The following is a 21348-nucleotide window of genomic DNA, read 5'->3' on the forward strand; positions in this document are numbered from 1 at the left end:
AATACCTTGTGTGAAAGGTATTTTTTAATTTTTTAATTTCAATATTTTATTAAAATTTTCTATCAAATTTTCACTCTTTTTTCAGGTGCTAAATACATATTGTCACCTTCTTTGATATCAAAAACTTTATAGAAATCATCACTATTTTTGCTTTGAATATTAGTTCTTAATTTCGCAGGTGCATGTACATCTATTTGCAAGTGTAATTTTGCAGTTTCTTCTCTATATTTAATTCTTCATATTGTCGCAAAACTCAAGAAGAATTTTTGAAGATCACAATCTTTTTCTTTCTTAGCTGCTTCTATTGCGCAAGCCACTCCGCCGGCATCTGCTATATTTTCAGAAACTGTTAATTTACCATTACATTTACCATATTCAATTTCTTGATTGTCAAATAGTTCAATCATTTGTTTGGTTTTTTCTTCAAAATTCTTTTTATCTTCTTCTGTTCATCAATTTATCATATTACCATCTACATCAAAATTAGAACCATTGTTGTCAAATGCATGTGAAATTTCATGAGCTATAACAGCACCTATACCACCATAGTTTTCACTAGTGTTTCTATTATATTCATAAAAAGGATATTGAAGAATAGCGGCAGGAAATACAATTTGATTTTCGGTAGGACTATAATAAGCATTTACTTTAGCAGGTGACATTGATCATAATTTTTTATTTACTGGTTTTAGATATTGACTAAATTTATATTCATTTATTAAATAAGTAAATTTAGAAATATTATTTATGAGAGCATTATAACCTTCATATTCCAAAACAACAAAGTCTTTATAATATGGTCTTATTTCAGTAGGGTAACCTATATGAATACCTAAACCATTTAATTTTTCAATTGCTTTTTCTATGGTTTTCGGAGTTAATCATGTGTTTTTGGTAATTCTATTTTTATAAATGTTTACCATTTCTTTTACCATTCTTTCAACATCACTCTTAGCTTTTTCTCCAAAATAGGTCTTTCCATAAAACATTCCAAAAGGCATATCATAGAATTTCATAGTTGCATTAATTTCATATTTATCCTTTGGGAAAGACTTAATTCCAGATAATGCGCTAGTATATTCTGTAGCTATCAATCTACATTCATCAGTTAAAAATGAAGCAGCTGACAATAAAGTATCAATTAATAATCTTGATTTAAATAGTTCAAAATTATTTTTATAAATTAAATCTAGATTTTCTAAGAAATCTAAAGCTGGTGCACATATTTCTTTAACTTCTTGTCCACCAACTATTTCAGAAGCAATTTTCTTAAAATCTAAGAAACTACATTTTTTAGCAACATAATCAATATCTTTCATATTATATAACGATGTAAACACTGCTTCTTGTTCTGGTGTGAGTATGAATTTTGCTAATGTTTCATCAAATTTAATTGCATTATTTATGTGTTTTTCAACTAATTCTTTATCTTTATTAAAATATATATTTAATAATTTTGAAACCATATTTTTTCAAACGTTTAATAAGTTGCCTTGTTGTGCAGGGTTAGTATAATAATTTTTTGATGGCAAGATTACTTCAGGATAATCAAATCACAAAATTTGTTTTTTACTATCTTTAAAATCATTTATAATAAAAAAGTGAATAGGTAAATATCTATTAATATAAGAAAATTGCTTGTAATTTTTTTCAATATCTTTTCAACTTTTTAATTGATTTATTTCCTTTATTAGTTCTAAAGCAGGTTTAATTCCATATTCTTCACGTGCATCTCAATTACCTACTAATTTGTAAAATTTAACCATTTCTAATAAAATAGACTCATTCCTTATTTCATCAGGATTTGCTTTTCATTTTTTTAATAAATCAATTTTTAGATTTTTAATATTTTCATCTAATTCATAAAAAGACCCTCAACCAGTCAAATGTTTTGGTATATCATTTTCTTTTATTCATTTACCATTTATTGCTTCATAGAAGTCTTTTTTTAATAATTCTTTATCCATTATTTTTTCCTTTTTTTCTTGTAATAGATAGTTAATCTATATAAATATATTAATATAAAACGAATAATTTTTAATGCATTTAGCAAATTCATTTCAAATAAAAATCTCCTGCAATTTTAATTTTGAAGGAGATTATTTTTCAAATCAATTTCATATTATGATTTTAATTTATATAAGAATTTATTGTAATATTCCTTATTGAAATTTTCAAATATGATTTTTGTTTGTCTTGATTTTTGAAAGTTCAAAAGTGCTGATATATAAAGAACATTTTTCTCATTATTTAAATCACTTGATATCGAACTAGAAATTACTAAATATTTAATATTTGTTTTTGTTAAAAAGAAGAAAACATTTTCATCAATTTTATTTATTTTAATTCCAATCCGATAGCTATTATCAGATAATGAATTTATTTTTCTTCACAAATTTTCTAGGTTTAAATTATTAGTAATATTTACTATATAAGACATTTCTTCATTATTTTCTCAGTCCTGAATTTTCTTCAAATAATTTATATTCAAGTAATTGAAAGTGTAATCTTCTATTAATAGTAGAGAATCATTGAAATTAAACTTTTTGAAATTTTGTAAGAAGTGTAAGAACAAATACTCATAAACATCAGTTCTAGAAAAATTTTCACGATAATATTTCTTCTTTCAAGCATCCGAAAAATTCAAGGATAGAATTGTATTTTTAATATCTTCATCAAAACTCATAGTGGTTTGTTTATTTAAAACATATTCACCATTATTTACAGTTGCAATAGCATCATTATATTTTTTCAAGAAAAATTTATATTCTTGTTGATCTAAAAACTGTTTATTTATTTCAATGTAATTAAATTGATTTTCCGATTTAAGACTATTTTTATATCTACAAAAATTGCATAATATATTAAAATTAAATTCATTAACATCTTGTAAAACATCATTAGAAAATAGAACAACAAGATCAAAATATTTATTGAATTTTCTAAGTGATTGGAGAAGGTTAAAAAATATTGAGTTTATGTTTTCTATTCCTTCGTTTTCATTATAAAATATATATAAATTATCACCTTTTGTTCATAGGAAAACTTTTTGAAAAAGTACTTTTGGAATGATATTTTTTAAATTTTTTATAATTTCTTTTTTCTCAAAAGAATGTTCGCTATTTAATTTCAAAAATAGACATTTTTCAGCATCATTATTAATTACAAAATTAGATGTTTGATATTCTGCAATAAACGGTTCGTAATCTTCTATTTCATTTCAAGATAACGTTCCATAAAAATAGTTTAAATCATATCTTTCTAAAATTAGATTATATTTTTTTTCTCTAATTCCAAAACTATCCATTGATATATTTAATTTAAATTCTGATGTTTTACTTGTATTAGGATTAAAAGCATCAATTAATAATTTCTGCGTATCAGAAGAAAATATTGAAATAAATAATTCCATACTAAATCACATACCATTAACTATTTTTAAATTTTTTAAATAATTAGGTAAAAATCTTAATACATCAATATCATTATTTATTCTTACCCGTCGATTAATTAAATCAATATTAAATAATAAAAATCCTGAATATATCTTTTGTGATTGGATATATTTAAGATTTATAGATCTTATTATATTTACTAAAAATATAGTAATTGCAAGAATACTAAAGCCAGTGAATAATCAAAACCAAACATTATTTATCATTTGATTCTCATTTCTTGATTGATTCATGATGTCTTAAAATATTTTTAATTTTCTTTTCACCAGCAAATTTTACACAAATAATGTCTTTATCTTTAACTTCGACTATTTGACCAATTCCATAAGTACTATGTGAAATATAATCTCCGACTATCAACGAATCATTATCAGTAATATCAATAGCATTTTTGAATTGACTAGCTGTTATAAACATTTTTCTTTCTCTAATACCTGCTTCTAAAACAAATCTACTTCTTTTACTATTCTTATTTAAAGCAAGCGATAAATAAAGTCTTTCTTTTGCTCTTGTCATTGCAACATATGCAATTCTTCTTTCTTCTTCAAGTGCTTCAATATTTTCATATTTTTCACTGTTTACATTATTCAATTTAGAAAAATCTTCTTTTAAAGAAATGCTTATTGCTCTTTTTAATGGGAATATCCCTTCGCTTAAACCAATTACAAAAACATAGTCAAATTCAAGACCCTTGGCGTTATGCACAGTCATTAATGAAACATAGCTTGCCGCATCATCTTCAACATCTCTATCTGTTATCAAAGTAATTTCTTGAAGGTATTCATCTATTTTTCCGCCTTTGTTTTTTTGTTCTCAGTTTTCAATTGCGGATATTAGACTCAAGAAGTTTTCCATTCTTGATTCATATTCTTCTTCAGATTTTTTGATATCTTCAAAATAACCAATTTTGTTGATCATAAAATCTTTTATTGTCAACGAAATAGAATTATTTTTCAAGGCACTGCGCGCATATCTTATAGCATTAATTAAAATAGCTATATTTTTTATAGTTTCAACACTAATACCTAATTTATTATGAATATCATTCAATTTGGTTTCTAAACATTTGTATAGATCTAATTTATTTTCTTCTGCGAATCTTAGAAGTTTTTCAATTGTTGCTTCGCCTATTCTTCTTAAAGGTTTATTGATGATTCTAAGAAGTGAAATTTCACTTCCATCATGTATTACACGAAGGTATGCAAGTGTATCTTTTATTTCTTCTCTTTGATAAAACTTAATAGAACCAAACAATTTATAAATGGTATTTTCTTTAATAAGCGCTTCTTCAACAGAACGTGAATAACTATTGATTCTAAATAAAATAGCAATGTTTTTTAATTGAACACGTTGCTTTTTCAATTCATTGATTCTTTGTGCAACCCACCTAGCTTCAGCTTCTTCGTTGAATCCTACAAAAAGGTCAACATCAACACCTTCATCATTTTCTGTAAATAGCTTTTTATCAAATCTAACTTTATTATGAGAAATCAAATTATTGGCTACATTAAGTATTTTTTTGGTAGAACGATAGTTTTGTTCAAGCTTAATGGTCTGTGTATTTTTGAAGTCTTTGTCAAAGTTCATTATGATATTAATATCAGCATTTCTTCAAGAATAAATAGTTTGATCAGGATCACCAACTATTGTTAAATGATTAGTATTTTTAGCAAGCTGTTTTAAGATTTCATATTGAAGCAGGCTAGTGTCTTGAAACTCATCAACTAAAATATGAGTAAATTCATTACTTCATTTTTCAGCTGCTTTTGTATATTTTGGCGAATAGAATAATCTATGAACAAAAACAAGTAAATCATCAAAATCAAGTGTATGAGCTTTATCTAAGTGTTGTTGGTAGTGTTTATATATTTTTGTCCTAATATCATTTTTTAATTCAGAATCTTTTTCTAAATCTTCAGGAGTTTTCAATAAATTCTTTTGATTTTGAATAAATGAAATAAGTGAATTATAAGTATATGAACTTTGACTAATATTAAGTTCTGAATAAACTACTTTCAATACTTCTCTTTGATCTAGTTCATCAATAATTTGAAAATCATTAGGAAAATTCATTACGTGGATTTCTCTACGTAAGATTTTGGCGCACAATGAGTGGAATGTAGAAATCGTTGGATAAGTAATAGCATCTTCAATTAAAGCAAAAGCTCTTTGTTTCATTTCATTAGCTGCTTTATTAGAAAAAGTTAGAGCAAGTATTTTTTCAGGATCAATCCTCAATTCTTCTATTAAATAAACAATTTTATTAGTAAGAACTTTCGTTTTACCAGCACCAGCTCCTGCTATAATTCGCAAAGGACCTTCATTATATAAAACGGCATTCTTTTGTTCTTTATTTAGACTATCTAAATTTAATATACTCATATTTTTGCCTCCTTGAAGATGAAATCTTTTCTTAATTAACAAAAATAGCAAAAAATTTTTGCCTTCTATTTAATTTTACCATTTTTTCAAATTTGATAAAGTTGTTATTAGTTCATGAAGTCCAATTCAGCTAATTTTCTAGGTATCTTTTTAATTTTTAGATTCTTTTTTGAAGTCAAATCTTCTTCATCAAATTTATTGTCTCAAACAATTAACGTATTAGAAAATTTATCATTTAATCCAATTCTTCTTTCGCTAAAAACACTGAATAAGAATACTAATTCAGTAATAATTGTAAGCGATGAAAGCACAGTTGGAATTGTTAAAAAAACCTTTTGGTAAAGTTTTAATTCGCTTCTTTGAGATACTTGAATAAATGTGTTTGGACTAATAAAAAATATAAATGAAGTTAATATACAAACTCATAAAAACGAAAATAGTCTTTGTGAATCAAAAACCTTGTTTGAAAATTTTTCCTTTTCATCTTGTTGTATTAATTTTATTTTACAAATTGCTTTTCCAATTGTTTTTCCTTTTCAGATAATAGGTAAAACTATATAAAAAAATATGAGAAAACTTATTAATAAAAATAGCCAAACATAATAATTAGCAATATGATAATAAATTCCTTTTTTATAGTTGAACACCATAAAAGAAGAAAAAATAGCAAAAATCAAAAACAAAGTACTATCAATAATAGAAGCTAATATTCGGATAAATGGATGTGCTTTTTTGTTTTGATTTTTTACCATATGAATTTTTTTAGAATATTTTTTCAGTTTTTATAATCCAAAATTTCTTTATCAGTAGGAATTACTATTTTTCATTTATTTATGAAATTGTTGTAAGTGTTTAAATCAAATGATTGGTTTTGAATAAATTTAGTGATGTTTAATTTGAGTACACTTTTTAAATTATTTAATGTTTTATATTCTCTTGTTTTTTTAGAAAATGCAAGTTGTCCTAAAAACCCAGCAGTGAAATAAAATAAATGCATTTTTTTAGCAAATTGAAGCGAAGTCATTAAATCAGAATTTTCAAAAGTCTTTGCAAACTTTTCTATTTCTTTTCATTCTTTTTCAATATTATTAGGATTTAATAAAGTCAATAAATTATTGCTATCTTGAATCCAAATATTTGATAAATAAACAAAAGTTTTCGATAAAAGAAGTGAAATATATTTTATAGAAGATGTATATTGGAAACTTGTAAATTTAATATTCATTTCACAAAAAATCCTTTTGTATATGGAAGTTTTTGAAATTGAATTAAATAAATAAGGACTTACTAAAACAAATGGATCTAATGATTTTTCTAAATTAATTATTTTTTTATCTTCAAATTTAGTTCTATAAAAATCGTGATCATTTAATTGTCTACAATACCCAGGAACTTCAATAAAATCAGGAGTATTATTTTTGTTTTCTAAAATAAATTGGTTGAATACTTTTGTGAATTCATTTTTCAGTTGTGAATAAGAAAGCAAGAAATAAGTGTATTCAGTTTGTACATATTCAAGTGCTTGCTTTACTACTTCTGATAAAATGTTGTGAGTTGAATTAATTATTAATGTCATTCTCTTATCAAAAATTTCAAGATACTTATTGATTTGAACCAACTCTTCACTATAAGGATCATCTATCAAACAAACAATATTAAAATTCTGATTTTTTTGTTGTTTTAAATTCTTAAAAATAGCATCTACATTTGTAGTTGTAGGATGATAAATTGGGATAACAAAAGTAATTAATTTTTCTTCATTCATTTCAATCCTCTTTACATTTTAATTGAACCAGGAGTTCTTGGGAAAGGTATTACATCTCTAATATTAGATGCACCTGTAACATACATTACAAGTCTTTCAAAACCAATTCCAAATCCACTTGAACCTGCATATCCATATTTTCTTAAATCTAAATATCATTGCAAAGGTTCTTGAGGAATTTTTAGTTCTTTTAATCTATTACATAATTTGTCATAATCTGATTCTCTTTGAGAGCCGCCTATTAATTCACCAATTCCCGGAACTAGTAGATCAAATGCTGCAACAGTTTTTTTATCTGGGTTTTGATACATATAAAATGCTTTAAGTTCTTTTGGATAGTTAATAACCGCAACAGGTCCATTTACAATTTTTTCAGATATGAATTTTTCGTGTTCAGAAGCTAAATCCATTCCAAAAGTAATGTTTTTTTCTTCAAAACTTGATTTGTGTTTTTGTAAAACAGGAATAACATCTTTATATTCCATAATAGTTAATTTAGTGTTAATGAATTTATTTAATGCATTTAACAACTTATTATCTTTTAACGAATCTAAAAATTGCATTTCGCTTTGATAGTTTTTTAAAACATTAGAAATTACTGTTTTAAGTAAATCATCAGCAAGTAAAATTACATCCTTTAATTCATAAAAAGCTACTTCGGGTTCAATCATTCAAAATTCTGCTAAATGCCTTGATGTATGGGAATTTTCAGCTCTGAAGGTAGGTGCAAATGTATATACTTTTTTAAATCCTGATGCATAAGCTTCTGCGTGTAATTGTCCTGTAACTCCAAGGAATGCTTTTTGTTTGAAAAACATTTCTTTCCCGTCACTTTCAACATTCAAAGTTTCACCCGCTCCTTCACCATCATTTGAAGTAATAATAGGGGCGGCAATGTTTATGAAATCATGTTCTTGAAAATATTTATGAATTTCATAAGTTAAAGCATTTCTAATTATCATAATAGTTCTAAATAAATTAGTTCTATGTCTTAGTTGAGGTATTTCTCTTAGAAAATCAATTGTAATTTCTTTTTTTTGGATTGGGAAATCAGGGGTATTTAAGTTGTAAATTTTCAAATCACTTACAACTAGTTCAATAGGCTGTGGTGATTTAGGTGTTAAAAATAATTTCCCCTTGGCAAAAAGTGAAGTTCCTAGATTCAAACTATCAATGTCAAATTTAGCAATGTCACTGCCTTTAATAACAAGTTGCAAGTTATCAATGCTGCTTCCATCATTTATAGTTACAAATCTAATTTTTTCATTTCCTCTATTTGCAACTACTCATCCCTTGATTTCAAAATCTTGTGAGTCTTCAATTTTACTTAATGAACTTAAAAGAGTTTTTATCGTCATATCTTAACCTATTTTTGTAATACCTTTCATATAAGGAATTAAAACTTTTGGAACAGTGATAGTTCCATCTGCATTTTGATAATTTTCTAAAATAGCAGCCATTACTCTATCAATAGCAACGCCTGATCCGTTTATAGTATGGGCATATTTGGTTTTACCATTTTCATCACGGTATCTAATTTTTGCTCTACGAGCTTGAAAATCATTGCAAATTGAAATTGAACTAGTTTCTCTATATTTTTGTTCACTTGGGATTCATATTTCTAAATCTATTGTTTTAGCTGAACTGAATCCAATATCACCTGTACATAGTAAAAGTTCACGATATGGAATTTCAAGAAGTTCGAGAATATTTTTTGCATCATTTACAGTTTGTTTTCATTCTTCCAAACTTTGTTCTTGTGAAACTATTTTTACAAGTTCTACTTTATGAAATTCATGTTGTCTTATAAGTCCACGCGTGTCTTTACCACCGCTACCAGCCTCAGAACGGAAGCATTTGGTATATGACACATATTTCTTAGGTTTTTCTAAATCAACAATTTCATCGTAGTGATAGTTAGTTACAGGAACTTCGGCAGTTGGAATTAATCACAAATCTTCGCCTTCGATTTTAAATAAATCTTCTTTGAATTTAGGAAGTTGCCCAGTACCAAACAACATTCTTCCATTTACCATATGGCTAGGCATAATTTCCTTGTAGCCTTTTTTGATATGTTCATCTAACATAAAATTCACAAGTGCTCTAACTAGCTGTGCACCTTCATTTTTATATAGTACAAATCTTGTTTTAGCTAATTTTACAGCACGAGCAAAATCTACTATATCAAGTTTAGTTGCTATTTCATAGTGAGGTAAAACTTCTTTTACAAGCCCTCTTCCAAGATCAGGGTGTTCAGCTATTTCTTGATTGTCGAGATCATTTCTTCCCACAGGAACATCATCATATGGTAAATTAGGAATTTGCGAAATTTGCTTATCAAGTTTAGCAAGTAATTGTTGAAGTTTTAAATCTTGTTTGTCAATTTCTGTTTTGATTTCATTTACTTGCAACACTAATTTATCAGCATTTTGTTTACTTGCTTTCATTGCACCAATTTCTTGACTCAATGAATTTCTTTTTGATTGTAGTGTTTCAATTTTACTAATCAAATCATTTCTTTTATTGATTAATTTAACAATTTTATCAATATTGTTTATGTCGTAATTACGGGTCGAAAGTTTTTTTATAACTTCCGATTTATTATTAATAATGAATTTTAAATCAAGCATAATTTCTCCTTAATAGAGTTCAAATTTTATTATTTAAAAATTATAATTAAAAAAAATATTTTATAGATAATATAGAATTTATATATAGAAATGGGGTATGAGAACTTATGAGTGATTACATAAAAATTACAGGTATATTCAAGAAAATGCTTTTCGAAAAAGAAGCAGATAAGTTTCGCATTGCTTCTTGCAAGATCATTCAAGTTGAAGATAAAAATATATCAGTTAAAACTAATAAATATGGCAATATTTCTGTAATTTCAAAAGATTTTGATTTCGAATTTGATAAATATTATGAACTTACTCTTGAAAATGCACGTCATTCAAAATACCCTGAGAGTTATAATTTAATTGAATTAAAAGAAAGTGAATTGTGAAAATTAAACTATGTAGTTAAATTTTTACAAGGAACTAATTTCCCAGGCATTGGCGAAATTAGAGCAAAAAAAATTGTTGAAAAATATGGTTTTAATACATTGAAAGTTATAGCTTATGATAAGTCTATAACTGCAAAATCTCTTGGAATTAATGATGAATCTCTTGAAAAAGCAAGACACTTTCTCAAAACTAATCCCCAAATAATTGAAGATCAACTATTTTTCTTGAAACTGAATTTATCACCAAGTTTTTATGAAAAGATAAGTAAAGAATTTTCAAACCTTTCACAATTTCTTGAAACTTATCGAGAAAATTTTTATAAATACTATTTTGAAAGTGATGGAGTAATAATTTCTGATCTTGAGAAAATTTCAAAAAACTTCTATCCAGAAGGTCATTTTTTTGATTACTCAATTAGAATTTATAAAGCATTAGAAGACTTTTTCTTTAATTTAGGACACACTAAAACTCAAATAAATACTTTTTATTCTTACTATTATTTAAATTATGAAAAAATAACAATTGAAGTCTTTAAAGAAGGATTAAAACATTTAATTCAAGAAAACTATATTCTTTTATTTGATAATCGTAGTTGAATAACAACTGCAAAACTTCGTAATATGGAAGAATATATTATCAAAAGATTAAAATCTATAAAATACAAAAATAATGCTTTTAAATTTAAAAAATTCAATAGTCCAGACTTTCATAAATTACAAAACGAAGCTATCAATACATCATTAAATAATTCACTTACTTTAATTACGGGCTCACCTGGAACTGGTAAAACTTTAATAATTAATAAAATTATTAAATTACTTTTAGAACATTATGATAACAACAACATTGCAGTTGTTACTCCAACCGGCCGTGCCACTATAAATATAAATAAAAATTCTGAAATAAAAGCTTCTACAATTCATAGTTTCCTACAGTGAAATGTTGAAGAAAATGTTTTTGAAATAAATGAAACTTGACCCGAGAAAAAAGAAGTCCTAATTATTGATGAGTTTTCAATGGTTAGTGTTGATCTTTTCTATCATTTATTAAAAGGTATTTCCGAGAAAACTTTAACAAAAATTATTTTAGTAGGTGATAAAAATCAATTGCCTGCAATAGGTCCAGGATATTTAATAAAAGATTTTATTGAAACTGGTATTTTTGAAACTATTGAACTTACAAAAATATATCGTCAAAGTGAAAATTATGAAATAATAAAAGATGCTGTTGATATCAATGAAATGAAAATTCCTGAGTTCAAAGGTAAGAATTCTAAATTTAATGAAACTTCAAAAGAAAACCTTGGAAAAGCCGTTATTTCTGAGATAAATAAATTATTGAAAAAAGGCTTTACCAAAAGGGATATTGGAGTTTTAAGTCCTATTTACAATTATCAAACCGGAATAGATAATTTGAATGTAATTCTTTCGGAATTTTGAAGAAATCAAGAAAAAACAGAATCTATTACTTTAAATAAAAGAACATTATTTATTGATGATAAAATAATTAATTTGATTAATGATCCCATAAAAAATATATTTAATGGTGAAATAGGATACATCAATAAATTCATTTATAATGAAAACATTTTAACCCATATACAAGTGGAATTTGAATATGATCACAAATATGTCCAATATACCAAAAAAGATTTTTTACAAAAAACTACATTAGCCTATTGTACAAGTGTTCATAAATATCAAGGTAGTGAATGTCCAATAGTATTAACTATATTATTTGATGAAGCTAAAAAACTTTTAAGTAAAAAGTTGTTATATACTGCAATTACTCGTGCTCAAAGATTAAGTGTAATTTTTGGAGAATATGAGGCATTACAACTTTGTATAGAAAATGATGAAGATTCAAATCGTCAAACATGTATTGAAGAATTATGAAAAACCATAGAAGGAGCTAACTAATGAAATTAATAGTTGGATTGGGAAATCCTGGAGCTGAGTATGAAAAAACTAGACACAATCTTGGTTTTTTAATAATAGATGCTCTTTGTAAAAAAATAAAAATACAATTAACTGATGAAAAATTTAATGGTATATTTTTCAAGAACCAAGATTTCATTATTGCAAAACCTTTAACATATATGAATAAAAGTGGCGACTTTGTTCAAGCTATTGCAAATTATTATGATATTAAACCAGTTGATATACTGGTTGTTCATGATGATATTGATCTTCCGATGGGAAAAGTTGTGATTAAGCAAAATGGATCTTCTGGTGGTCATAACGGAATAAAAGACATCATTAACAAATTAGGAACCACTGAATTTAAAAGAATAAAAGTTGGTATTGGTAGAAGTTCAGATGTTATAAATTATGTTCTTTCTGAATTTTCAAAAACAGACTTAGAAAACTTAAAAAAATTATTTGATAAATTAAGTGATGCAATAGTAACTTACATCTATAATGACATAAAATACTTATTAGATAAATTTAGTGGAAAATGATAATGGAAGATAATAATCTTTTAAATAATTTACTAGTTTCATTAAATAATAAAAAAGTATTAGTTGGGGTTAGCGGCGGACCAGATTCTATGTTTTTATTATTCTTACTCAGAAATTATAAAAACATAGTTGTTGCCCATGTGAATTATAATAAACGCGAAGATAGCACTAACGATGAAAATATTGTTCGTGAATTTTGCAAAAAACACGAAATACAATTAGAAGTTCTAAGTTTAAAAAATACTTATATCAAAGGGAATTTTCAAGAAATTGCAAGAAATGAAAGATATGAATTTTACAAAGAAATTTATGATAAATATTCTTGTGAAATTCTATTACTTGCTCACCACAAAGATGACTTTTTAGAAACTGCAATTATGCAATTTGAATCTAAAAGATATTCATTTCATTACGGAATAAAAGAAACTAATCGGCTATTAAATATGAATATCTATAGACCCTTAATTCATATTTATTGAAAAGATGAAATTTTAGAATTATGTAAACAAAATAAAATTAATTATGCAGTTGATTATACTAATGCAATGGATATTTACACGCGAAATAAAATAAGGAATTCATTAAAAAAGATTTCGTTAGTTGAAAAAGAAAATCTATATAAAAACTATATTTCCAAAAACAACGAATTAAGTGAAACTGAAAATATGGTTGATAAAAAATTTAATGAATGAAAAGATAAAAACTTTGAAGTAAATTTTCTAAAAGATGAAAAATTTTACAAAGAATTAATTTATAAACTCATAAATACAAATTATGAAAAAGTATTACTATCAAGCAAAAAAATAGAAAATATATATCAATTTTTAATTTCACAAAATCGCACTTCAAAATACAAACTTGATAATCAACATTTTTTAGTAAAAAGAAAAAATTTAATTATTTTTAATTAAAATTAAATAAATATTAAATTATTATTTATATTTAAATTTTTTTACTTATACTTTTAAATTCCAAAAATATAATAATTTCATATTTTAAGAAAGGATGATATGCAACCAAATCCAAAACCAAAAAAGAGATTTAACTTTATGTGACTTCTCTTAATACTGTTAATCATTTTGACCGTATCTTTGCTTTATGTGATTATTTCCCATTATGTATCAAATGCAAGAACCACAATCACAAAAGATATTGCTTTTTTTGAAAAAGTATTAGAAGAAACCAAATTAGATACTAAAGATGCAAACTATATAAAAGAATGAATTTACAACCCCTATAATGGAAATGTAAAAATAGTATTAAATGCAACTTCCGAAGTTTTAAATAAATTAGGTGTAAAAATTCAAACAAATGAAAGTACTTTCACATTTGCTGTTGATATTACAGGAACACAAATGGGAATAAACGAAAATTTATTTGCTTGAAAAAATATAAAGAATTCATTTATGTATGGTTCTAATGGTGATTTAATTGGAACTCATATAACTGCTCCCGCTCCTACACTTAGTCTAAGCGAAAAAATATTTAACCTAATCTCTAAATTACTTCCAATATTCTCAATTATTATTTTTGGTTACTTCATATTCTCAATGTTATTTAGAACCCCTGGTATTGGTGGGGAATTCACCAAAGCTCAATCGCCTGCTGTTCAAGTTAAAACTAATAAAAAATTCTCTGATATAGCTGGTAATGAAGAAGCTAAAGAAGAAGTAGCTGAATTAATTGATTACCTAAAAAACCCTAAAAAATATGACATTGCTGGGGCAAGAATTCCTAAGGGAATTCTGCTAGGCGGTCCTCCAGGAACTGGTAAAACTTTACTTGCTAAGGCTACTGCTGGTGAAGCCAATGTTCCTTTCTTCTTTATCTCAGCTTCAAACTTTGTTGAAATGTTTGTAGGTCTTGGAGCTAAGAGAGTTAGAGATATGTTTGAAGAAGCTCGTAGAAATGCTCCTGCTATAATCTTCATTGATGAACTTGATGCTGTTGGTAGATCAAGAGGTGCTGGTATCGGTGGCGGTAATGATGAACGTGAACAAACCTTAAACCAACTTCTTGTTGAAATGGATGGCATTAAAGAAAATAGTGGGATCTTAATAATGGCTGCAACAAACAGAACTGACGTTCTAGATCCTGCTTTATTACGTCCTGGTAGATTTGATAGAACAATAAATGTTGCACTTCCTGATATAAAAGAAAGAGAAGCTATTCTAAAACTTCATGCAAGAGGTAAAAGAATTAGTGAAAACATTAAATTCAATTTAGTAGCAAGAAGAACACCCGGTTTTTCTGGTGCACAACTTGAAAACGTATTAAATGAAGCTTCATTATTATCAGTTAGAGAAAAAACTGGCGTTATAACAATTGAACAAATCGATGAAGCTATTGATAGAGTTATTGCTGGCCCTGCTAAAAAATCAAGAACTATTTCTGAAAAAGAAAATATTGCGGTCGCTTATCACGAAGCTGGGCATGCTGTTGTTGGTCTAAAAATAAAAGGCGGAAATAAAGTTCAAAAGATTACAATAATCCCAAGAGGGCATGCAGGTGGTTATAACTTAATGCTTCCTGAAGAAGAAAAATATAATAGATCAAAAATTGAACTTATAGCTATGATTACCTCATTTATGGGCGGTCGTGCTGCTGAAGCTATAATTTATGGTAAAGACAATGTTTCAACTGGTGCAAGTGATGACATTGCAAAAGCTACTAGAATAGCTCGTAAGATGGTAACTGAATATGGTCTTTCAGATCTAGGTCCTATTAAATATGAAGAAGATACTGACACTCCATTTTTGGGAAGAGACTATATGAAAAATAATTCATTTTCTTCAAATACAGCTCAAGAAATAGATCAAGAAGTAAGAAAGATTATGTTAGAAGCAGAACGTAATGCTTATAAGATAATTAATGAAAACAAGAAACTTCTAGAACTTATAAAAGATGCATTAATATTAAATGAAACCATAGTTGCTGAAGAAATTGAATACATTGAAAAACATATGAAACTTCCTGAAAGAATGAATAAGGAAAAAGTCGAATTAAGTAAAGAATACTCTAAGAAAGACTTCGAAACTTTATTTAATGAAGTAACCTCTCCAGAAGAAACAAAGCCTACTAAGAAGCCAAAAACCACTAAAAAAGGCGATAACGAAAATAATTAATTAAAAAAAGAAAGTAGAATAGCCACCCAAAAAAAGGGTGGCTATTTCAAACAATTACTTAATACTTTTAATTTGATAAATGAAAATACTTAAATTTTAAAACTCTCAAAAAGAGAATTCAAATTATTTCATTCCGATAAGGAAGAATTTTATGAATTAAGTCACAATATCTTCCCCACAAAATCTTTCTTTTAAATATAAACTCATATTAATATCTCTTCCTTTATTATTTTTAGTCTTCACTTCTAGTTTTCTAAATGAAGTTTAATCAATGACTTATTAGGATTTTTTATTTTTCCAATTAAAGCGTCAAGTCATTCAATTTTCTTTTCGTATTCTTTGATTTCTTTAATCTTTTTTCTGCTCATAAAAACTCCCGTTAAGTGATTGTGCTAAAATTATTATATATACGGTTTTGCTAAAAAGTTAATAAAAAAATAAGAAAATTTTTTCACTTTTTCTTTTAATTTATAATTGATAAATTAAGCAAAAAACATATAAATTCCATTTTAGGAAAAATTTTTGCAAATAGATAATTTTAGATTTTTTTAATTGCAATAAAACAAATCCAAAATGACATCAAACCACAAATAATAAAAACCAAAAATTTATTAAGTTTTAGGATAAACACAGACAAAACTAATTCAAATATTATTAGCAAAAAAAGTATAATTTAATTTATGAAAAAAATTATTGGCAAATTTTTAATTTTATCGAGTGTTGCAGTACCATTTTCTTTAATGTCAGCTTCATGTACTTATCAACCTTCCATAAAATTAAAAGAAAATAAAAAAGAAGAAAATTTTATATATGATACTAAAAGCAATAAATGATTAGTTAGGGGAAGCGCAACTTCTTTTAAAATTAATTCATTAAAAAATTTAAATCCAATTGACCCATCTGATCCTAGTTATGGAATTTATGAATATCAAAAAGATGAATCAGGAAAAGTTTTATTGCACAACAATAAACCACTTTTAAAATTTAAAGCAGATTCTATTATTCAACACAAAAACAAAGATGACAAAATTATAAATTTTGGAAAGCTACAAATTGCTGCATTAAACCCCGGAAAATTCAAACCATTATATTCAGAAATACTTGATTTTACTAATTTTTCAGGTCAGTACCAATTTCGAATTTATGCTTTCACATCGGAAGAATTAGAAAAATATTATCCTTCTGCATTTAATAAAAAATATTGACAATATAAAAATAATAATAAGGCTTTATTTCTTACAATATTCTATTTGTCTAAAACATCATTAAGTGTTAATAACTATGTAAGTTTAGATTCAAAACCAACTGATGACACTAATCAAAATACACTAACACCAGTTGAATATTTAAATGATAGCGGAATACCTTCAACACTTGAGACTATATCTATTTCAAATAGTTGAAAACCACATTTTGATGATGCTTACAATACTATGATGAAAAATCCATTTGCTAATAAATTTATATCATTACCTGCACCTGCTAGTGTAAATTATTTAAATTATAATGAAGCATTCTGACCATTTATGACCAATGAACCCGAAAAAAAGGGTGTTGTAAAAAATACTGTTGATCCAATAGTTGTAGAATTTGAAACTAATTAAGAAAAGAGATAATATGAAAATAAGAACGCGTTATGCACCAAGTCCAACAGGATATTTACATATAGGTGGAGCTAGAACTGCTCTATTTTGTTATTTATATGCCAAACATTTTAATGGCGATTTTGTATTTCGTTTAGAAGATACAGATGTTGAAAGAAACATTAAAGATGGTGAAAAAAGTCAACTAGAAAATTTAAAATGACTTGGAATAATCCCTGATGAAAGTCCATTAAAACCTAATGAAAAATATGGTAAATATCGCCAAAGTGAAAAACTAGATGTTTATAAAAAAATAGCAGAAGATTTAATAAAAAAGAATTTAGCATATAAAGCTTATGACACTTCAGAAGAGTTAAATATTCAACGTGAAGAACAAGAATCTAAAGGAATAACTTCTTTTAGATATGATAAAAATTGACTTCAAATTTCCAACGAAGAAAAATCTAGACGTGATAAAAATAACGAATATTCAATTAGACTTGCATTAAAACCAAACCAAGTTTATGAATGAGATGATATTGTTAGAGGAAAAATTTCTGTTAATAGTGATGATATCGGTGATTTTGTTATAGTAAAAAGCGATGGATATCCAACCTATAATTTTGCTGTTGTGGTTGATGATCATCAAATGGAAATAACACATGTATTACGTGGTGAAGAACATATAACAAATACCCCAAAACAACTCGCTATATATGAATCTTTAGATTGAACACCTCCATTATTTGGTCATTTAACAATAATCACAAATATGGAAGGAAAAAAACTTTCAAAGCGTGACATTAATACAAAACAATTCATAGAAGACTATAGAAATGAAGGTTATTCACCAGAAGGTATTTTCAATTTCTTAGCTTTATTAGGTTGAACTTCGGCAGATGCTCAAGAATTAATGACTCGTGAAGAATTAATTAAAAAATTCGATCCTGCAAGATTAAGTAAAAGTCCATCAAAATTTGACGTTGTTAAAATGGATTGATTTTCTAAACAGCATATAAAAAGTATTCCTAACGAAGAACTATTAAAAACATTAAAACTAAAAGACAATGAATGAAGTCAAATTTTCATTGATACTTACAAAACACATTGTTCAACTACAAATCAAATAAAAGAATATTTAAAAACTTATACAAATATTAAAAAGGAACTCGATATTCCTTTTAAAAAGAACAATGTAGTTACTTATTTTTATAATGAATTATCAAAAAAACCTTTTACCATAGATAAAATTCAAGAATCAATTAATGCAGTTAAAGATGCATTAAAAGTAAAAGGTAAAGATTTATTTATGCCCATAAGAATAGCAACAACATACGAAGAACATGGGCCAGAACTTGCAAAAGCTATTTATCTATTCGGAAAAGAAACTATATTCGAAAGACTAAAAAAATGAAATTAACATATACATCTTTTAGTTGAATAGATGAAACGAAAGAAAATATTTTTTCTACCCCTCCATTAGACTATACTCTAAAAATGAACGGGAACACTAGAGTAATTAATTTTGTTGATCACGAAAATAATGAACATTATCTTGAAATAAGCGAAACCACAGTATTTGTAAGATATGACAAAAGATCATTATGGCTTGATATAAATAAACCAAGAGAAAATGTATTAAATTTCACCGAAGATAAAAATATAGTTTTAAAATGAGCACTTCTTGAAATCAATATTTCAATATCTCAAATAGATTTTTCTTATGAAATTTATCAAGGCAATACATTACTAACCACTAATGTAGTATTGCTTAAATTTTTATAATAAATAATTTATAATTCTTCTATAATGAAGTTCAATTTTAGTTATATTTGAATAAACCTAATTATCTTTTTATGTGCTTATTTAATAGGATCTATTAACTTAAGTATCATCCTATCTAAGTACAAAAACAAGGATGATATACGAACAAAAGGCTCTGGAAATCCCGGATCAACAAATGCATTTAGAAACTTTGGAGCAAAATTTGGAATTATTGTTTTTTTATTTGACTTCTTGAAAAGTTATATTTCGATAATAATAGTTTTTTTATTTAAACAGTTTCTTACAATATATGATTCTAATTTCAATTATATTTTACCTTTAATTGCCGGACTTGGAGTAATGCTTGGACATATATTTCCAATATATTTTAAATTTAAGGGCGGCAAGGGCGTAGCTAGTTTCTTTGGAATTTTACTTGCATTTGACTTTGTCCTATTTTTAATTGGCGTAATCTTATTTTTTACAATTCTATTAATTGGAAAAATGGTTTCATTATCTTCTGTTATTTCAACAAACTTAGCATCATTTATTTCATTTATTCCATTCTTCTATTTCTGACCATTAGGTTTCATACATTTAAATACACCATTTTATGTAGATAGCGTTATGCTTGTTATTGGTTCAGCTACCATAATGCTCACACATATTCCTAATTACTTCAAAATTTCAGATGGGCATGAAAACAAAGTTAACCTAATAAAATACTTCAAAAACAAGAAAAATAAAGAAATTGTAGCTTCAAATCACGAAGAAATAAATTAATTTTAAACTAAAATTTATATTTTTTAAAAATTAAAAATGTCGTTTATTTAAGGACATTTTTAATTTTTTGATTATTAATTAAAATGTATATTCTCTACTTGAATAGAAATAGATTTTATTTTTTATTATTCTTATAATCGGAAGTAAGGAATAAGTCAATAAAGAATAAAATGGAATTTCTATAAGACTCTTAAATACAATTGGAATCATATATACTAAGAATCAAAGTTTATAATCTTTTGGTTTTCTTCCTTCGGGTACTATTCAAGTATTGTAATAATTAATAAATGCAAATGGACCTCATAATCATCTAGTAATGATAATTACAATGAATATCATAATCAGAATATCAAATATAGAATGCAATTTCATTTTTATAAAATAAGATACTCGTGAAAATTTAAAAATGAAAAATGTTATTAGTGAATATATTCAAATCAAAGTAAATGATGTAGATACAACCGCTACTACTAATGATAAAGGAACTTTAACATTCTTAGAACCTTTTTCTCATTTAATTTTTTGATATTCTTGTGTTATCATAAATATTGCAATTGTTGTAATAAATGCTAATATAAGAAATCCTATGTATCAAGACTTACTTGATTTACCTTTAAAGTAAAACATAATAAGACTGGACATTATTGCTATTGCAGGTGGCACAATGGCATATTCAAGCATTCAACCCATACCACCATGCTTAATAATCATTAAAAACGTATCACACAGAATAGCAAGAAACGCTCCTTTTAAAGCCCCTAAGCATAAACCAAATAATATGAATACAAAATATGTAAGTGAAATACGATATGACTTTCGAAATAAATATGTCTCAATTAAATTTGCAATAATGAAAATTGCAACTAACATACCATATAATGTAATTTCAAATATTGTTAACTTATATGCTTTTGTTTTTATATTCCGTGTTAATTTATATAAGAAATTGAATTTAATTACCAACTTTTCTAAAATTTTAATAGTTTAAAAACTAAAACCAAAAATTAATGATGGTTTTAGTT

17 protein-coding genes are annotated in these 21348 nt (G+C 25.8%); 8 read left to right on the top strand and 9 right to left on the bottom strand.

All coding sequences use genetic code 4. The features are described from left to right. Positions 1-59: 59 nt before the first annotated feature. The 7 genes from JN03_RS08730 to serS form a co-directional block, all read right to left on the bottom strand. Positions 60-1967 carry a M13 family metallopeptidase gene (locus JN03_RS08730; protein ID WP_036457223.1) on the bottom strand — a complete coding sequence of 636 codons (1908 nt, stop codon included), beginning with the start codon at positions 1965-1967 and terminating at the stop codon, positions 60-62. Positions 1968-2122: 155 nt separating this feature from the next. Beyond that, positions 2123-3661: an MHO_4530 family protein gene (locus JN03_RS08735; protein ID WP_134076505.1), complete on the bottom strand. Its 1539-nt coding sequence runs from the start codon at positions 3659-3661 to the stop codon at positions 2123-2125. Then, positions 3651-5837: an ATP-dependent helicase gene (locus JN03_RS08740; protein ID WP_235187854.1), complete on the bottom strand. Its 2187-nt coding sequence runs from the start codon at positions 5835-5837 to the stop codon at positions 3651-3653. Before JN03_RS08740 ends, JN03_RS08735 begins: the two co-directional genes overlap by 11 nt. 107 nt (positions 5838-5944) lie before the next feature. After that, a complete protein-coding gene (locus tag JN03_RS08745; protein ID WP_134076506.1) occupies positions 5945-6589 on the bottom strand; it encodes an RDD family protein in 645 nt (214 codons plus the stop codon). Then, positions 6583-7602: a hypothetical protein gene (locus tag JN03_RS01070; RefSeq protein ID WP_036443911.1), complete on the bottom strand. Its 1020-nt coding sequence runs from the start codon at positions 7600-7602 to the stop codon at positions 6583-6585. The genes JN03_RS08745 and JN03_RS01070 overlap by 7 nt, the downstream gene beginning before the upstream one ends. 11 nt (positions 7603-7613) lie before the next feature. Then, a complete protein-coding gene (gene asnS / locus JN03_RS01075; protein WP_134076507.1) occupies positions 7614-8960 on the bottom strand; it encodes an asparagine--tRNA ligase in 1347 nt (448 codons plus the stop codon). A gap of 3 nt (positions 8961-8963) precedes the next feature. Further along, entirely contained in the window at positions 8964-10232 is a 1269-nt protein-coding gene (gene serS, locus JN03_RS01080; protein WP_036440181.1) for a serine--tRNA ligase, read from the bottom strand. A 107-nt stretch (positions 10233-10339) separates the two neighbouring features. Here serS and JN03_RS08750 point away from each other — a divergent pair, with 107 nt between their 5' ends. The 4 genes from JN03_RS08750 (at position 10340) to ftsH (ending at position 16196) form a co-directional block, all read left to right on the top strand. Then, positions 10340-12529 (top strand): ATP-dependent DNA helicase, encoded by a 2190-nt coding sequence (locus JN03_RS08750; protein WP_134076508.1) that lies wholly within the window; start codon positions 10340-10342, stop codon positions 12527-12529. After that, positions 12529-13074 carry an aminoacyl-tRNA hydrolase gene (pth, locus tag JN03_RS01090; RefSeq protein ID WP_036440187.1) on the top strand — a complete coding sequence of 182 codons (546 nt, stop codon included), beginning with the start codon at positions 12529-12531 and terminating at the stop codon, positions 13072-13074. Before JN03_RS08750 ends, pth begins: the two co-directional genes overlap by 1 nt. Beyond that, positions 13074-13982 carry a tRNA lysidine(34) synthetase TilS gene (gene tilS, locus JN03_RS08755; RefSeq protein ID WP_051599083.1) on the top strand — a complete coding sequence of 303 codons (909 nt, stop codon included), beginning with the start codon at positions 13074-13076 and terminating at the stop codon, positions 13980-13982. The genes pth and tilS overlap by 1 nt, the downstream gene beginning before the upstream one ends. Positions 13983-14120: 138 nt before the next feature. Continuing rightward, entirely contained in the window at positions 14121-16196 is a 2076-nt protein-coding gene (ftsH, locus tag JN03_RS01100; RefSeq protein WP_134076509.1) for an ATP-dependent zinc metalloprotease FtsH, read from the top strand. A gap of 245 nt (positions 16197-16441) precedes the next feature. Here ftsH and JN03_RS08760 read toward each other — a convergent pair whose 3' ends face one another. Then, positions 16442-16564, bottom strand: coding sequence for a hypothetical protein (locus JN03_RS08760; RefSeq protein WP_273569406.1), 123 nt, complete (start codon positions 16562-16564; stop codon positions 16442-16444). Between the two features lie 312 nt (positions 16565-16876). Between JN03_RS08760 and JN03_RS08765 the strand changes: the two genes are divergently transcribed. From JN03_RS08765 to plsY, 4 genes are read left to right on the top strand one after another with little or no spacing between them, the layout of a single operon-like run. Continuing rightward, positions 16877-17800, top strand: a complete 924-nt coding sequence (locus JN03_RS08765) for a hypothetical protein (RefSeq protein ID WP_134076510.1) — start codon at positions 16877-16879, stop codon at positions 17798-17800. 13 nt (positions 17801-17813) lie between these two features. Further along, positions 17814-19199 carry a glutamate--tRNA ligase gene (gltX, locus tag JN03_RS08770; protein ID WP_036440195.1) on the top strand — a complete coding sequence of 462 codons (1386 nt, stop codon included), beginning with the start codon at positions 17814-17816 and terminating at the stop codon, positions 19197-19199. Then, positions 19190-19564 carry a hypothetical protein gene (locus tag JN03_RS08775; RefSeq protein WP_036440199.1) on the top strand — a complete coding sequence of 125 codons (375 nt, stop codon included), beginning with the start codon at positions 19190-19192 and terminating at the stop codon, positions 19562-19564. Before gltX ends, JN03_RS08775 begins: the two co-directional genes overlap by 10 nt. Positions 19565-19588: 24 nt before the next feature. Further along, a complete protein-coding gene (plsY, locus tag JN03_RS08780) occupies positions 19589-20326 on the top strand; it encodes a glycerol-3-phosphate 1-O-acyltransferase PlsY (protein ID WP_036443974.1) in 738 nt (245 codons plus the stop codon). Between the two features lie 78 nt (positions 20327-20404). On the opposite strand, the gene JN03_RS08785 is transcribed toward plsY, so the two are convergent. Next, the gene (locus tag JN03_RS08785; protein ID WP_166666752.1) at positions 20405-21289 is read right to left on the bottom strand and encodes an ECF transporter S component; all 885 of its coding nucleotides are present in this window, start codon (positions 21287-21289) and stop codon (positions 20405-20407) included. Between the last annotated feature and the right edge of the window lie 59 nt (positions 21290-21348).

This window comes from Metamycoplasma hyosynoviae, assembly GCF_004365165.1.
Classification (GTDB): domain Bacteria; phylum Bacillota_I; class Bacilli_A; order Mycoplasmatales; family Metamycoplasmataceae; genus Metamycoplasma; species Metamycoplasma hyosynoviae.